This window comes from Nocardia sp. NPDC047648, from assembly GCF_040642815.1.
Classification (GTDB): Bacteria; Actinomycetota; Actinomycetes; order Mycobacteriales; family Mycobacteriaceae; genus Nocardia; species Nocardia gamkensis.
The window spans coordinates 102,869-118,157 of sequence record NZ_JBEYSX010000008.1; the positions used below are offsets into that span (position 1 = coordinate 102,869).

Annotated in this window: 13 protein-coding genes; 8 read left to right on the plus strand and 5 right to left on the minus strand. The window is 68.6% G+C overall.

What is annotated here, in order from left to right; genetic code table 11:
* Nucleotide 1: 1 nt before the first annotated feature.
* Nucleotides 2–829, minus strand: coding sequence for an NADPH-dependent oxidoreductase (locus ABZ803_RS18550; RefSeq protein WP_357039279.1), 828 nt, complete (start codon nt 827–829; stop codon nt 2–4).
* A gap of 110 nt (nt 830–939) precedes the next feature.
* Here ABZ803_RS18550 and ABZ803_RS18555 point away from each other — a divergent pair, with 110 nt between their 5' ends.
* Nucleotides 940–1,695 carry a siderophore-interacting protein gene (locus ABZ803_RS18555; RefSeq protein ID WP_357039282.1) on the plus strand — a complete coding sequence of 252 codons (756 nt, stop codon included), beginning with the start codon at nt 940–942 and terminating at the stop codon, nt 1,693–1,695.
* 234 nt (nt 1,696–1,929) lie between these two features.
* Nucleotides 1,930–2,994: a fatty acid desaturase family protein gene (locus tag ABZ803_RS18560; protein ID WP_357039285.1), complete on the plus strand. Its 1,065-nt coding sequence runs from the start codon at nt 1,930–1,932 to the stop codon at nt 2,992–2,994.
* An 18-nt stretch (nt 2,995–3,012) separates the two neighbouring features.
* Here the strand turns inward: ABZ803_RS18560 and ABZ803_RS18565 are convergent, their stop codons facing one another.
* Nucleotides 3,013–4,224 (minus strand): nucleoside transporter C-terminal domain-containing protein, encoded by a 1,212-nt coding sequence (locus ABZ803_RS18565; protein WP_357039926.1) that lies wholly within the window; start codon nt 4,222–4,224, stop codon nt 3,013–3,015.
* Between the two features lie 250 nt (nt 4,225–4,474).
* Between ABZ803_RS18565 and ABZ803_RS18570 the strand changes: the two genes are divergently transcribed.
* A complete protein-coding gene (locus ABZ803_RS18570) occupies nt 4,475–5,941 on the plus strand; it encodes an amino acid permease (protein ID WP_357039288.1) in 1,467 nt (488 codons plus the stop codon).
* A gap of 54 nt (nt 5,942–5,995) precedes the next feature.
* Here the strand turns inward: ABZ803_RS18570 and ABZ803_RS18575 are convergent, their stop codons facing one another.
* From ABZ803_RS18575 to ABZ803_RS18585, 3 genes are read right to left on the minus strand one after another with little or no spacing between them, the layout of a single operon-like run.
* The gene (locus tag ABZ803_RS18575) at nt 5,996–7,045 is read right to left on the minus strand and encodes an ABC transporter substrate-binding protein (RefSeq protein WP_357039291.1); all 1,050 of its coding nucleotides are present in this window, start codon (nt 7,043–7,045) and stop codon (nt 5,996–5,998) included.
* A 2-nt stretch (nt 7,046–7,047) separates the two neighbouring features.
* Complete coding sequence (locus tag ABZ803_RS18580) at nt 7,048–7,932, minus strand: ABC transporter permease (protein WP_357039294.1); 885 nt, start codon at nt 7,930–7,932, stop codon at nt 7,048–7,050.
* Nucleotides 7,922–8,728, minus strand: coding sequence for an ABC transporter ATP-binding protein (locus ABZ803_RS18585; protein ID WP_357039297.1), 807 nt, complete (start codon nt 8,726–8,728; stop codon nt 7,922–7,924). Before ABZ803_RS18585 ends, ABZ803_RS18580 begins: the two co-directional genes overlap by 11 nt.
* Nucleotides 8,729–8,885: 157 nt before the next feature.
* On the opposite strand from ABZ803_RS18585, the gene ABZ803_RS18590 reads away from it, so the two are divergent.
* The 5 genes from ABZ803_RS18590 (at nt 8,886) to ABZ803_RS18610 (ending at nt 15,204) form a co-directional block, all read left to right on the plus strand.
* Nucleotides 8,886–10,574, plus strand: coding sequence for a sensor histidine kinase (locus tag ABZ803_RS18590; RefSeq protein WP_357039300.1), 1,689 nt, complete (start codon nt 8,886–8,888; stop codon nt 10,572–10,574).
* Entirely contained in the window at nt 10,556–11,227 is a 672-nt protein-coding gene (locus ABZ803_RS18595) for a response regulator (protein WP_357039303.1), read from the plus strand. Before ABZ803_RS18590 ends, ABZ803_RS18595 begins: the two co-directional genes overlap by 19 nt.
* Nucleotides 11,228–11,414: 187 nt before the next feature.
* A complete protein-coding gene (locus ABZ803_RS18600) occupies nt 11,415–12,467 on the plus strand; it encodes a Gfo/Idh/MocA family oxidoreductase (RefSeq protein ID WP_357039305.1) in 1,053 nt (350 codons plus the stop codon).
* A gap of 85 nt (nt 12,468–12,552) precedes the next feature.
* On the plus strand, nt 12,553–13,443 hold the full coding sequence (locus ABZ803_RS18605) for a bile acid:sodium symporter family protein (RefSeq protein WP_357039308.1): 891 nt from the start codon (nt 12,553–12,555) through the stop codon (nt 13,441–13,443).
* Nucleotides 13,444–13,530: 87 nt separating this feature from the next.
* The gene (locus ABZ803_RS18610; RefSeq protein ID WP_357039311.1) at nt 13,531–15,204 is read left to right on the plus strand and encodes a protein kinase; all 1,674 of its coding nucleotides are present in this window, start codon (nt 13,531–13,533) and stop codon (nt 15,202–15,204) included.
* Nucleotides 15,205–15,289 lie beyond the last annotated feature (85 nt).

The following is a 15,289-nucleotide window of genomic DNA, read 5'->3' on the forward strand; positions in this document are numbered from 1 at the left end:
GTCAGTGCAACCGGAAGCCGTGGTTGGTCAGCGATTCGCGCAGCCGGTGCCTGCCGTTGAGCGCCGCCGCCGAGGCCAGCCGGGCCAGCACACGCTCGGTCCAGGAATGCGCGAGCTGTTGCTCGGCATAGAATTCCGCGATCCGGGTCTCGTACTCGGCCACGTGCGCCCGCTGCGCGGCAAGATCGTAGGTTTCTCGGTGCAGAACGGCTTCCTGCGGAAGACGCGGTTTCACCCGCGCGGCCTCGGCGGGGTCGGGGTGGCCGACCACCAAGCCGAAGACGGCGAAGACCTGCGGCGGCAGGCCCAGCTCGGCGGCGACTTCTTCCGGCTTGTTGCGCAGCGCGCCGATGTAGACGGTGCCGAGTCCGAGCGATTCCGCCGCCACGACCGCGTTCTGCGCCGCCAGCGCGGCGTCGATGAAGCCGACGTAGCTCGACTCGAGGTAGTCCGCGCCCTCCAGCGGCGCGCTCCGGTCTTCGGCGAGCTGGCGCAGGCGGGCGAAGTCGGCCGTCCAGACCAGCAGCACCGGCGCCTGGACGATGTGGGCCTGGTCGCCCGCGAGCGCGGCCAAGCGTGCCTTGCGCTGCGGGTCGCGCACCGCGACGACGCTCCAGACCTGGAGATTCGACGAGGTCGGCGCGGACTGCGCCGCGGAGATCAGCAGTCGCAGCGTGGCATCGGGCACCGGATCGGACAGATAGCGGCGCACCGAGCGGTGTTCGTGCAGCACTTGCAGGACCTGATTCCACTGCGCGGGTTCGACCGGTCGAGGATCGCGGTAGCGCTGTTGCACGGCGTGGGTCGATGTCGGCACGGACTGCGTCATGGGCATCATCTTCTCGCCCGCGCGGCGCGCCGTCAGCGGTTGGCCGCACCCTGAGCCGAACACGAGTAGGGTAAGTAAGGCAATCCTAATAACATTTATCGGAGGTTCCCTTGGCACGTCCCCGCACCACCCTCACGGTGCAGCGCACGGAATGGCTGACCCCGCACCTGATCCGGGTGCACCTCGGTGGCCCCGGCTTCGCCGCGTTCCGGCCCAGCGAGTTCACCGACTCGTATGTGAAGTTCATCTTCCCGCAGGACGGAGACGAGGTGGTCCGCACCTACACCGTCCGGTCGGTCGACCCCGTCGCCGGGGAGATCGCGGTGGATTTCGTCTACCACGGCACGGAGGGCATCGCCGGACCTTGGGCAGCCGCCGTCGAGCCCGGTGACACCATCGACTTGTACGGCCCCGGCGGCGCCTACTCCCCGCGCCCGGATGCCGATTGGCATCTGCTGGCCGGTGACGAGGCTGCGCTGCCCGCCATCGCCGCCGCGCTGGAGGCGATGCCCGCCGAAGCGTCCGGACTGGCGTTCGTGGAGGTCGCCGGTCCGGACGACGAATTGCCGTTGAAGAAGCCAGACGGCATCGAGCTGACATGGCTGCACCGCGGCGTCCGGTCGCCCGGCGAAGTGCTCGCCGAAACCGTCCGCGCCGCGTCGTGGGCGCCGGGACAGGTCCAGGTGTTCATCCACGGCGAAGCAGAGGCGATCATGAAGAATCTGCGGCGGTATATCCGCCGGGATCGAGGCGTTACCGCGGAGTGGGCAGCGTCGATCTCCGGGTATTGGCGCCGGGGCCGCACCGAGGAAGGCTTCAGGGAATGGAAGGCCGAACTGCGTGCGGCCGAGGAAGCAAACGCCTGACCATCAGCCGCCGCATCCGCCCACGGCCGTCCGCGTTACCGGCGGCTTCCGGCGGCGCCGGACCGGCGAGTCGGTGCAAACACGCCGAGAAGATCGATGGCGACGCGTGCCGAGCGGAGCCGGAGGTGTTTGCATCGAGGACTCCCGCCTCTCTTCACCCCACGTGCCGATCCGGTCGAGTACCACCGGTCGGCAGCGGACCCGTCAGCGGCAGGAAGCCGCAGCAAGGATGCGATGTTGATCGAGGAACGGCAAAATGATGGCATCGCTCCACTTCCTGGTCGAGTACCCCGCTACAGGTTCGCCCCCGAAATCGACGCCGAGATCAAAACCCTTCGACAGCTGGACAACTGGCACGGGCCCTTGGCCTTGCTCGGTGACTGGGCTGTCATCGCGGCCGTTGTAATAATCTGCGAGCAACTGTCGGGGTGGCTGTGGTGGCTCGTTTATCTCACCGTGGGGCTGACTGTTATCGGAACCAGGCAGCGCGCGCTCGGGACACTGGTTCACGAAGCCGTGCACGGGACGCTGGCCAAGGACGAGCGCGTCAACAAGTTTCTGGGAACGTGGTTCTCGGGGTATGTGATTCTTCAACCGTTCGAAGCGTTCCGGCGGAGCCACATTCGAGATCATCACGGCAGTTTCGGCGATGTGCGCAGAGATCCCGACTTTCGGGCACATATCGCCGCAGGCTTGTACAAGCCACAATCCGGCACGAATTTCGTACGGCGTCACATGCTGATGCCGCTACTGGGGCGGGAGATATCGGCTATCGTGAAGGAGCTGAGACTCTCCGGAACCCGGGCCGAGATCCGTCCCGGGTTGGCAGTGGTGTGCTACGTGGCGATGCTGGGTCTACTCTGCTGGACAGCCGGTTACGGCTCCCAATTCATGCTCTACTGGATCATTCCACTGCTGCTCGTGTTCCCGCTGATCAACTGGTATCTGGCGTTGCTGGAACATTTCCCCCTCGTCGGGAACAACGACATCGACCTAAAAACCACTCGCCATCGCGCGCTGGGTCCGATCTCCTACCATTTGCTGGGTATACACAACGAGGGCTACCACCTGGATCACCACCTCTCGCCGATGATTCCGTACTGGAATCTCCCGAAGGCGCATGAAATCAGATTGCTCGATCCCGCCTACGCCCAGACCGTGGAGGGCACCACACCGCAATCGAGAACTATTTTCTGGCAATTCAAAGATATTGTTCGTCAAGTTTCGGAGGGCAAGACCAGCGCGCGGCTCGGCGAGTTCACCGCTATCGATCTCATCGAGCGCAGGAATACTCGATGAGGGGCGGCTGAAGCGGTACTAACTCAAGAGCCCGACGATGGTGGCGGACAGGCAGCTGACCAGGGTGGCGCCGTAGAGCAGGCGGAGCCCGTTGCGGGCGATGACGCTGCCCTGCTTCGCACTGAGGCTGCGGACCGCGCCGGTGACGATGGCGATGGTGGAGAAGTTCGCGAACGACACCAGGTAGGTGGACACGATCGCGACGGTGCGGTCGGACAGTCCCCCGTGTTGCCGGTTCAGCTCCTGCATGGCGACCACCTCGTTGGACACCAGCTTGGTGCCCATGAATCGGCCCGCGGCCGCCGCCTCGTCCCACGGGATGCCGGTCAGCCAGGCGGCGGGGGCGAAGATGTGCCCCATCAGATCCTGGAACGTGGTGCCGTGGAACAGGGCGGCGAAGATTCCGTTGATCATCGCCAGCAGAGCGATGAATCCGATCAGCATCGCCGCGACGGTGAAGGCCACCTTGAATCCCACCAGGATGTATTCGGTGAGCATCTCGAAGAACGATTGCGCCTTACGGCTGTCGGAGATCTCCTCGCCGAGCAGCCGCGCGTCGTCTTCGGCGGTAACCGCGTAGGGGTTGATCAGCGAGCACACCACGAAAGCGCCCAGCATGTTCAGCACGATGGCCGCGATCACGTACCTCGGGTCGATCAGTTGCATGTAGGCGCCGAGGATGCCCGCCGAGACCGTCGACATCGCCGAGGCCGCCAAGGTGTACATCCGCTGCGACGGGATGTCGTCGAGCATGGCGCGCAGCGAGATGAACACCTCGGACTGACCGAGGATGGCGGAGGCGACCGCGTTGAACGACTCGATCTTGCCGAAGCCGCTCACCCACGCCAGCAGCAGGCCGAGGTACTTGATGACGAACGGCAGCACCCGCAGATGCTGCAAAATCCCGATCAGCGCGGAGACGAGCACGATCGGCATCAGCACCGCGAAGAGGAAGGCGGGCCCGCTGTCGCCGACGCCGGGCAGGTCGCCGAACACGAACGCGGTGCCCTGCGCGGCGTAGCCGAGGATATGGGCGAAAGTGTCGCTGACCGCCCGGATCACGGTCCCCCCGATCCCCGTTTTCAGCAACAGGTAACCGAGCGCGAACTGCAGGAGCAACAGGACCGCGATCCGCGGCAGCCTTCCGGCGGCGGCGCGGCGGTCGGTACTGGGCAACCATGCCAGCAGCAGGAAGCACGCCAGCCCGACGAATCCGATCAGATAATGCACGCGCACCTCGGCCGCCGTGGCGTACACCGGCTTGTGGGACCAACTCTCATGTCGGTCTATGGTGCGGTGTCTCCACGGTTGAGAAGATCAGCGGCGGCTCCGGAACTTAGTTCCGCGAAGGAGCAGTGACATCGCCCGGGTGGAAAGGGATGATCGGTGGCAGACCGGTCGCCACAATCTCTGAACCTGATGCCTTCCCGATCGACCTCCGGGTCGGTACACCACGTCTATCGAAGGTGAGGTGGCGAAGGTGGCGCGAGCTTCGGCGCACTCGCAGGCCGACGAGAATTCCGTCGAGGCCGGCGGCTACCGGCAGGAGCTGGAACGGACCCTCGGCTCCTTCCAGGTGTTCGCGATCTCGTTCGCGTTCATCTCGGTGGCGGTCGGCATCTTCGCGACCTACGACGACGTATTGCGCAACGCCGGTCCGGTGGGTATCTGGCTCTGGATCGTCGCGGCGGTAGGGCAGGCGCTGGTGGCGTTGGTGGTCGCGCAGTTCGCGGCGCGCATCCCGCTCAGCGGCTCCTCCTACCAGTGGGCATCGCGACTGGCTAACCCCAAGATCGGCTGGTGGTTCGGGTGGGTGACCTTCTGCTACCTGGCGATCGCCGTGGTGGCCGTCGACAACGCGCTGGCGAGCCAGGCCTTCATGCCGCTCGCGGGCATCGAGCCGGACGAGGACACCGCCCGGCTGATCACGCTCATCGTGCTGTTCATCCAGGCGGTGCTGGCCATCGCCTCGACGCGCCTCGTCAGCATGATCAACACCAGCGCGGTGGGGCTCGAACTCGGGCTCGTGGTGGTGCTGGCGATCGCCCTCGTCGTCGCGGTGATGATCACCGGTAGAGGCGCCCCCGGCAACCTCGCCTCCCGCGGCGTCACCGAGAACGCTCCCGACTACTTCACCGTCGGCGGCGGATTGATGCTCGCCATGCTCATGGGCCTCGGCACGCTGGTCGGCTTCGACGCCGCGGCCAACCTCGCCGAAGAGGCCAAGGACCCGCATCGCAGCGTCCCGCGCGCGATCGTGGGATCGGTGGTGGCCGCCGGGATGCTGGGGCTGCTGTTCCTGATCGCGCTCACCGTCGCGATCGACGACATCCCCCGCATCAGTGCCAGCGGCTCGCCGGTCGCGGCGATCATGCGCGATCAGCTCGGCCCGGTGATGGAGCGGACGCTGCTGGCGGCGATCACGTTCGCGTTCTTCGGCGCCGGGATGGTGGTGCTGGCCGCCTGCTCGCGACTGGTTTTCGCGATGTCCCGCGACGCGCGCTTCCCCGCCCACCGGCTGATGCGCCGGGTCGACCCTCGCACGCACACACCGGTCCCGGCGACGATCCTGATCTTTCTCCTGGGTGTGGTCCTGATGATCGCCCTGCCGGGTGACGCGCTACTGGAGCTGATCACGGCGTCGACCATCCTGCCCGCCCTCATCTACGCCTCGACGGTCGTTCTCTACCTGGCGGTGCGCCGCCGGTTGGACCGCAGGAAAGGCGCGTTCGACCTCGGGCGCTTCGAATTGCCGGTCGCCATCGCCGCGCTGGTGTGGTCGGCCGTCGCGTTGTTCGTCCTGGTGACGCCCTCGGACGCCGTCGTCCCGGTCGTGATAGTCGCCGGATTGGTCGTTACGGGCGGCGTCTTCTTCCTCGCCCTGCTGGCGTTCGACCGGCAGGCGCTCGAAACCGAACCCGGTGACGTGAGCGTCTTCGAGCACTGACCGGCCGAGCCGCCCGAGCGCAACCGGCTTCGGGCGGCACGGGTGGTCACCGGCCTACTGGCGCGGCGCGCGCAACGCCTCCTCCACGAACTGCGTGGTGTAGGTCTCCGACAGGTCGATGCGATCGCGCACGGGACGCACGTTCTTCGAGTACTTGCCGAGAATGTCCAGCACGTTCTGCGCGCCCTCGGGTTTCATCAGGCCGTCGCCGTTGAACATGCCGATGGAGTCGCGGATCGACTGGACGTAGAGGTCCTTGCCCGCGCTCGCGTACTGCGGCGGCATCTTCGCGGCGATCTCCTCGGGCGTGTGCGTCCGGATCCATTGCAGCGTCTGCACGAACGCGGCGGCGAGCTTGCGCACGATGTCCGGGTGGGCGTCGATCGTGGCGCAGTTCATGTACAGCGACGTCGCCGGGTACAGCCCGCCGAGCGCGGCCCGGGTGCCCGCCTCGGTGCGCATGTCGACCAAAATCCGCGCCTCCCCGGAGTTCACCATCTGCGCCACGGTGGGATCGGTGGTCATGCCCGCGTCGATGCCGTCGTGGTTCATGCCCGCGATGAAGGTCTGTCCCGCACCGACTTTCACCCGGGTGTACTCGGCGGTCGTCATGCCCTGCTGGCCGGTGAGCGCCTGGGTGAGGAAGTCGGTCGAGGAACCGAGCGAGGTCACGCCCAGCTTCTTGCCGCGCAGGTCGGCGACCGAGGTGATGTCCGCGTCCGCCTTCGACACCAGCTCCACCTCGCCCGGCACATCGGACATCTGCACCACCGAGCGGATGCACTGGTCCTTGGCCTGCAGGTCGATGGTGTGGTCGTAGAACCCGACCACCCCCTGCACATCGCCGGTGAGCAGCGCGGTCTCGGCCGTGGCACCGGACTGCTCGCCGAGCAATCTCACGTCGATGTCGTTGCGCTCGAAGAAGCCGAGTCGCTGAGTGAGCATGGCGGGCAGATAGATCACCTTCTCCAGGCCACCCACCATGATGGTGATCTGCGGCCGCCCGTCGGCCATCGGAATGGTGCGGGAGTCCCGGCATCCGGTGACGGTCAGCAGTGCCGCGATCGCGACGGCCACGAGCGCCAGCTGCTTGCGATACCTCATGATCAGATCCCGTGGTTCGAGGTCGCTTGCGAGGGCCGCCACTTCAGCAACCGGTTCTCCGCCATGCCGATCCCCCACTCGGCGATCAACGCGATCACGGTGATGACGATCATGCCCGCGTAGATGCCCGCCGAGTCGAACGTGCCTTGCGCATTGCTGATCAACAGGCCCAAACCCTTACTGGCACCGGCGTATTCGCCCACGACCGCGCCGATCAGCGCGAAGCCGAAGGCGGTGTGCAGGCTGGACAGGATCCAGGTGGTCGCGCTGGGCAGGACGATCGACACCAGCACCTGCCTGCGGCTCGCGCCGAGAATGCGGGCGTTGTCGATCACGTTGCCGTCGACCTCGCGCGCACCGGTGAACGCGTTGAAGAACACCGCGAAGAACACCAGCACCACCACCGTGGCGACCTTGGAACTGAGCCCGAGCCCGAACCAGATGATGAACAGCGAGGCCAGCACGATGCGCGGAACGGCGTTGAGCGCCTTGATGAACGGCGCGAGCACTTCGGCCCAGTACCGGCTGCGGCCGAGCAGCACGCCCAGCACGACGCCGGCCACCGTGCCGATCGCGAAACCGAGCACGGCTTCCTGCACGGTGGTGTAGATCTGCAGCCAGATCGAGCCGAATTGCGTTCCCTCGGTGAACCATTCCACCAATCGCGCCCAGATCAGCGAGGGCTTGGAGTAGAAGAAGGGATCGATCCACACCGTGGCGGTGAGCTCCCACGCGCCCAGCCACAGCGCCACCAGCGCGGCGCGCAGGCCCCAGGTGCGGATCCGTGCGCGCCGCGCGGTGGTGCGCACCCTGGCCAGGATCTGCTCTTCGGTCTCGTTCTCCACCACCGGCGCGGCGGCGTCGGGCGCCAGCACGTCATGCGACACGGGAAGCTCCCTTCGCGCGCGCGGCCTCGACCTGATCGCGCAGCGTCTGCCAGATCTCCTGGTAGATGTCGCGGAACTCGGTCGTCAGGCGCACCTCCTCGACACTGCGCGGCCGCGCCAAGCCGACGGGGAAATCCCCGCAGACGGTGGCCGGGCTCGCGGTCATCACGACCACCCGGTCGGCCAGCACGATCGCTTCCTCCAGATCGTGCGTGACGAAGATGACCGCCGCGTTGGTGCCCGCCCAGACCCGCAGCAGCTCGTCCTGCATGAGCTGGCGGGTCTGCACGTCCAGCGCGCTGAACGGCTCGTCCATCAGCAGGATCTCCGGCTCGTTGACCAGCGTCTGCGCCAGCGCCACCCGCTTGCGCATGCCGCCGGACAGCTGATGGGGGTAGTAGCTCTCGAATCCGGCCAGGCCCACCTTGCGCACCCATCCCGACGCCTTCGCGCGCGCTTCGGCTTTCGGCGCGCCGCGCAGGCGCGGGCCGAGCGCGACGTTGTCCAGCACGCTCTTCCACGGCAGCACCGCGTCCTGCTGGAACATGTAGCCGATGCCGTCCGGGATGCCGTCGACGTCCTCGCCGCGCACCAGCGTCCGGCCGGCCGAGGCCGGTTCCAGCCCGGACACCAGCGACAACGTGGTGGACTTGCCGCATCCGGTCGGGCCGACGACGGCGACGAATTCGCCGGGCCGCACCGTGAGGTTCAGATTGCGCACGGCGGTGTGGATGCCACCGCCGGTGCCGGGGAAGCGCTTGGTCGCGCTCCGCAGCTCGATGAGTGATTGCGTCATTGCTTCCTACTCCTGCGAGATCGGGTAGGGCGAACGTACGTGGCCCCGGTCACACCTCGGAGCTTGTGCGCACAACCGCCACAAACGCGGGATTCGCAGGTTTTGCGCATTCCGCTCACGCTCCCCGCGCGCGGTAATTCGCGCCTATGCTGCGCCCATGGCCACTGAGGGCGCGCGGGCCGTGCGATTGCGGACCCAGGTTCTGCTGTCGCAGATCCTGGTCGTCGCGCTGACCCTCGGTGTCGCGTTCGCGGTGTTCGGCTACCTCAGCGACCAGCGGCTGCGCGACGCCTACGGCCAGCGCGCGCTGGCCGTCGCGCGCACCGTCGCCGCCGATCCGGTGGTGCGCGCCGAGGTGGGGAGGTACGCGCCGGGGGCGGTCGCCGACGATCCCGCCGTGCGCCGGGAGCTGGCCGCAGGCCCGCTCGAGCGGCTCGCGGTGGACGCGACGCAGCGCAACGGTGCGCTGTTCGTCGTGATCACCGATGACGCGGGCATCCGCCTCGCGCATCCGGACGCCGGACGGCTCGCCGAGCACGTCAGCACCGATCCGTCCGAGGCGCTCGCGGGCCGCGAGTCGATCACCGAGGAACGCGGCACGCTCGGCGACTCGGTGCGCGCGAAGGTCCCGGTGCTGGCACCCGGTTCCGACGGTGTGGTCGGCGCGGTCAGCGTCGGCATCGCCACCGACGCGGTGCACGATCAACTGCTCGGCGACCTGCGCACCGCGGGCGCGCTGGTCGCGGTGGCGCTCGCGGTCGGCATCGCCGGATCGGTCCTGCTCGCCCGCCGGTGGCGGGGGCTCACGCTCGGGCTGGAACCGGACGAGCTGGCCGAACTGGTCCGCGGCCAAGCCGCGGTGCTGCACGGTATCGGCGGCGGCGTGCTCGCGGTCGACGCGTCGTGGCGCACCACCTTCGTCAACGACGAGGCCCGCAGGCTGCTCGATGTCGCGCCGGACATCGGGCGTCCGGTGGACGAACTCGGGCTGACACCCCGCGTGCTGGAAGTCTTTCGCGACCTCGACGAGCAGCCCGCCTCGGCGACGGTCGGCGCGAATATCGTCATCGTCTCCGCGCGCCGGGTGGTCCGGGACGGGCGCGATCTCGGCGCGGTGCTCACCGTGCGCGACCGCACCGACGTGGAATCGCTGACCCGGCAACTGGACGCGGTGCAGTCGATGAGCACGGTGCTGCGCGCGCAGCGCCACGAGTTCTCCAACAAGATGCACCTGATCAGCGGACTGCTGCACGGCGGGCGGGTCGGGGAGGCGGCGCGGTCCGTCGACGAACTGATCGGTGCGGGCCCGCTCGGCCCGGCGACACCGGGCATCGACGCCATCCACGACGCGTACCTGCAGGCATTCCTGGCCGCCAAGGCCGCGCACGCCAGGGAGAACGGCGTCGAACTCGTACTCGGCCCCAACACCTGGGTCGAAGGCAGTCTCACCGATCCGGTGGACGTGACGACCGTGCTCGGCAACCTGCTGGACAACGCCATGGAGGCCGTCCGCGTCGGGGAACGGGCGGTGCGGCAGGTGGAAGTCGAACTGGTGCAAGAGGATTCGACGTTGCACATCACCGTCGCCGACACCGGCGACGGCGTCGCACCCGGCTTGGTGGACACGCTGTTCACCGAAGGGGTCTCGACCCGCGAGGACCGCGGCGTACCCGGCGGGCGCGGCGTCGGCCTCGCGCTGATCCGCCAGATCGCCCGCGCCCACGGCGGCGACGTGCGCCTGTCGAGCCCCGGCGGCGGCCCGCCGCCGCTCACCGGCGCGGAGTTCATCGCCCGCATCCCCGGTGTGCTCGTGGAAAGCGAGGTGGCATGGCCGCGCCGACCCTGACCGTCCTCGTCGTCGACGACGACTTCCGGGTGGCGAACCTGCATGCCGGAATCGTGCGGTCCATACCGGGTTTCACGGTGGCGGGCACCGCCAACACCCTCGCGTCCGCGCGGGAACTGGTCGCGGCGGAGCCGATCGACCTGGCGCTGGTGGACGTCTATCTGCCGGACGGATCCGGCATCGATTTCGTCCGCGAGATCCGCTGCGACGCGATGATGCTCACCGCGTCGACGGAGAGCGAGGCCGTGCGAGCCGCCATCGCGGCGGGCGCGCTGGCCTACCTCGTCAAGCCGTTTCCGCATACCGACCTGGCCGCCCGGCTCGCCGCCTATGCCCGGTACCGGCGCATTCTCGCCGCGCCGCAGATCGACAACGCCCGGGTGTCCGCCGCGCTGCACGCACTGCGTCCCACGGCCTCCGCCAGCCCGTCGGCTGCCGTGTCCTCGCCCACCAAAGACGCGGTGCTGCAAGCGATTCTCGCTGCCGACACGCCCCTGTCCGCAGGCGAGGTCGCCGCCGCCATCGGCGTCTCCCGGGCCACTGCCCAGCGCTACCTGGCCGGGCTCGTGGCGAGCGGCACGGTGCGCATGAGCTTGCGCTACGGCACCACGGGACGGCCCGAACAGGAGTACTCCGCCGCATCGCGGCGCTGAGCGGGCTGTGTCCCGGTACGGTCTCGACGTCCGAACAGCATGGATCGAAGCCGCCGACCTCGCACGGCGCCCTAGGACCACAGGGGATCAGCGGATTGGTCGGCGCCGGTCGGAAGCGGTCTCACTCGGCGGACCGGCGCGTACGTGGCGCCGCCGGGCGCAGCGACCGGCGCGGTAGCGTCGGGGCATGAGCATCCTCGACGTCGCCGTGCTCGGTTACGGCTTGGCCGGGTCGGTCTTCCACGCTCCGCTGATCGCGGCGGAGCCTCGGATGCGTGTCGCGGCCGTGGTCACCTCCTCGCAGGAGCGCGCCGAACGCGCCCGCGCCGAACACCCGGGCGTGCGCGTGGTGCCGCATGCCGAAGAGCTGTTCGCCGCGCCGCGGGGCATAGATCTGGTCGTGATCGCGACGCCCAACCGCACCCACGCGCCGCTGGCCCGGCAAGCCCTCGAGGCCGGGTTGCCGGTGGTGGTCGACAAGCCGTTCGCGGTCTCGGCAGACGACGCCGAGGACCTCGTCGCGCGCGCGGAACGCTCCGGGCCGGCGCTGTCGGTTTTCCAGAACCGGCGCTGGGACGGCGACTTCCGGACGGTGCGCGAGTTGGTCGAGACCGGGAAGCTGGGCCGGGTGCGGCGGTTCGAGTCGCGGTTCGAGCGGTGGCGTCCGGTGCCGAAGGGCGGCTGGCGGGAGGTCGGCACGGACGAGGAGGGCGCGGGCATCCTGCTCGACCTCGGCAGTCACCTGGTGGACCAAGCGGTGACCTTGTTCGGGCCGGTGACTTCGGTGTACTGCGAGCTGGACCGGCGGCGCGAGGGGATCACCACCGACGACGACGCGTTCGTCGCGCTGACCCACAACGGCGGTGTCCGCTCCCACCTGTGGATGAGCGCCGTCGCCCCGCACCTCGGGCCGCGCTTCCGGGTGCTCGGCTCGGAAGCCGGGTATGTCACCTACGGGCTGGACCCGCAGGAGGACGCGCTGCGGTCCGGACGCCGCCCGGACGACGATTCACCTTGGGGCACAGTCGATGCCGACCGCTGGGGCGTCCTCGGCGCGGAACCCGATCTCGTCCCGGTGCCGACCGCGCCCGGCGCATACCCGGCGTTCTACTCCGCCATGGCCGCCGCGCTCCTCGACGGCGCGCCGGTACCCGTCGACCCGCGCGACGCCGTCACGACGCTGCGCCTGCTGACGAAGGCACGAGAGTCGGCGGCTCTGGGTGTGACGGTCACCGCCTGACCAGGGCTGGCCACCTTCGCCGCGAGTCGATAACGTCGGTCCCCGGGATCGGCCGGCTCGGCCGCTCGGCGGAGAGGAGACCCCCATGGGTGCAACGATTTTCGCGGTGTTGCTGCCGCTGGCACTGGCCTTGGTGATGTTCGGGCTCGGATTGACGCTGACGACCGACGATTTCGCGCGCGTGCTGCGCTACCCGAAAGCTGCGGTGATCGCGCTGGTGTGCCAGATGGTCCTGCTGCCCGTGGTGTGCCTGGGCCTGATCCGCCTGTTCGGACTGGACGGCGCGCTGGCCGCGGGCATGCTGCTGCTCGCCGCGTCGCCGGGCGGTGCGTCGGCGAACCTGTTCAGTCACATCGCCGGGGGCAACGTGGCGCTGAACATCACGCTCACCGCGATCAATTCGGTGCTCGCGGTGTTCACCATGCCGGTGGTGGTGGCGCTGTCCTACGCCTTGTTCCTGGACGGCGAGGGCTCGGTCGGGCTGCGGCCGGACAAATTCGCTCAGGTCTTCGCCATCGTGCTCGTGCCCGTCGCGATCGGCATGGCGGTGCACCGGCGGTTCCCGGAATGGTCGCGCCGGATGCGCGGTGCGGTCAAGATTCTTTCGGTCGTGGTGCTCGCGCTGGTGATCGCGGCCGGAGTCGGCTCGAATCTGGACACGCTGTCGGAGCACATCGGAAAGCTGTCCGCGATCTGCCTGTCCTTCGCCGTGATCAGCCTGGCCGTCGGCTACTTCGTGCCCCGGCTCGCGCGAGTGGAAACCGATCAGGCCATCGCCTCGGCCATGGAGATCGGCGTGCACAACGCGGCCCTCGCGATCGCCGTCGCCGCGTCGGTGCTGGACAACGAGACCATGGCCGTGCCCGGCGCGGTCTACGGCGTTCTGATGAACATTCCCGCCGCGCTCGCGGCATATCTGCTGGCCAGACGGGCGCGGCGGGAGCAGCCCGCGCCCGCGCCCAGCATGGCCGGTTAGCGGGGGCAGGCGCTGCGCGAACACGAGAGTGCCCGGTGAGTAGCCTCTCGGAGGGTCGTACGCCATGAGAAGGGAACCAGCTGCGCGATGCAACCGCTCGGCATGAACGATCCGGCCAGGATCGGGGACTATCGCCTGCTCGGCGTCCTGGGCGTCGGCGGCATGGGCCGCGTCTACCTCGGACGGAACGCGGGCGGGCGCACCGTCGCGGTCAAGGTCATCCGCCCCGACATGATCGACGCGGAGTTCCGCACGCGCTTCCGGCGGGAGGTCGCGGCGGCGCGCCGGGTCGGCGGACGGTTCACCGCGCCGGTGCTCGACGCCGATGTGGACGCCGATCCGCCGTGGCTGGCCACCGGTTACGTGGCCGGGTTCTCGCTGGCCGACGCGGTCGACCGGTACGGCCCGTTCACCGAGCACGCGCTGCTCGTGCTGGCACACGGGCTGATCGAGGCATTGACGGCGGTCCACGGCGCCGGGGTGGTGCACCGCGACCTCAAGCCGTCCAATGTCCTCCTGGCTCTCGACGGTCCCAAGGTGATCGATTTCGGCATCGCCCGCGCCGTCGACGACAGTCAGCTCACCACCACCGGGAAGGTCATCGGCTCTCCGGGATTCATGTGCCCGGAGCAGGTGACCGGCGACCCGGTCGGCCCGCCCGCGGACGTCTTCGCCCTCGGCGGGATCCTGGTGTTCGCGGCGACCGGCCACGGACCGTTCGGCGTCGGCGACACCGTGCAGATGCTGTGGCGGGTGGTGTACGAGCAAGCGCAGCTCGACGACGTCCCGCAGCGTCTGCGTCCGCTGGTGTCGGCCTGCCTGGCCAAGGACGCCGCGGCCCGCCCGACGCCGGACCAGTTGCTCACCCAGCTCACCGCTCTCGGCATCCCCGAGCGCGGCGGCTGGCTGCCCGCCCCGGTGCTCGAGGAGGTCAGCCACCGCGCAGTGGAGCTGCTGAACCTCGACTCCGGGCCGTTCGACCGCCCGGACCTTCCCGCACCCCCGCATCCCGCGCGCACCGCCGACACCATGATCCATTCGGCCGCACCTGCGCACCCGCACAGCGACCCCGGGCGATCGGCGCCCACGCACCTGCGGCATCCGGGCCCGCCGCAAGCGTCTCCCACGTACACCGGACCTCACACCTACCCGCCCGCACACCAGAGTTCGCCCCGGTTCGGCGCGGCCGCCGCCACACCTCATCCGCGCCGCCCCGGCCGCGCCCTGCTCGTCGCGGGCGCGCTCGTCGTCTGCATCGCCGTCGCCGTAGCGGCGTTCGTGGTCGGCGCACAGCTACGGAACGACGATTCGAACGATTCGATCGCGCAGACCACCCAGGCCACCGGCGAACCTTCCACGGTTACCGCCACGCAGGCCGACGAGACGACCCCGACCACCAGCAGCAGTCCCTCCGCTACCAGCGTTCCGAGTGCCTTTCTCGGCGAGTGGACAGGTGTGGCGAAAGATCTTCTCGGCAGCTACGACATCATCCTGACACTCGATCCGGGCAACATAGGTGAACAAGTCGGAGAATCGACCAATACCGGCCGAATCATCGGCTTGAAGTGCGGTCGCGCCGAGACACTCACAGCTGTCACAGCGGAAAGCGTCACGTTGAGGGCCGCACTCACTCAGAATCCCGGTGGATGTAACGACGAAGGCGCGTCCTCCCATCTGGAACTGCGGCCGGACGGGACTGTTTCCTACCGGACACAGGGCGTGGCGGGGGATATGACCGGGATCCTCACGAGAACCAGCTGACCCGAGTTCCGAGGCCGGGCAAGAGCCGGACCACCCTCTGATATCAGAGGCACATGGCCGTGATAGCCGCGTCCGCCGGTGGCGT

Coding starts and splice junctions, on each gene's coding strand:
- ABZ803_RS18550 (WP_357039279.1), bottom strand. CDS start 829: ATGACGCAGTCCGTGCCGACATCGACCCACGCCGTGCAACAGCGCTAC.
- ABZ803_RS18560 (WP_357039285.1), top strand. CDS start 1,930: ATGTTGATCGAGGAACGGCAAAATGATGGCATCGCTCCACTTCCTGGT.
- ABZ803_RS18575 (WP_357039291.1), bottom strand. CDS start 7,045: ATGAGGTATCGCAAGCAGCTGGCGCTCGTGGCCGTCGCGATCGCGGCA.
- ABZ803_RS18585 (WP_357039297.1), bottom strand. CDS start 8,728: ATGACGCAATCACTCATCGAGCTGCGGAGCGCGACCAAGCGCTTCCCC.
- ABZ803_RS18590 (WP_357039300.1), top strand. CDS start 8,886: ATGGCCACTGAGGGCGCGCGGGCCGTGCGATTGCGGACCCAGGTTCTG.
- ABZ803_RS18595 (WP_357039303.1), top strand. CDS start 10,556: ATGGCCGCGCCGACCCTGACCGTCCTCGTCGTCGACGACGACTTCCGG.
- ABZ803_RS18600 (WP_357039305.1), top strand. CDS start 11,415: ATGAGCATCCTCGACGTCGCCGTGCTCGGTTACGGCTTGGCCGGGTCG.
- ABZ803_RS18605 (WP_357039308.1), top strand. CDS start 12,553: ATGGGTGCAACGATTTTCGCGGTGTTGCTGCCGCTGGCACTGGCCTTG.
- ABZ803_RS18610 (WP_357039311.1), top strand. CDS start 13,531: ATGCAACCGCTCGGCATGAACGATCCGGCCAGGATCGGGGACTATCGC.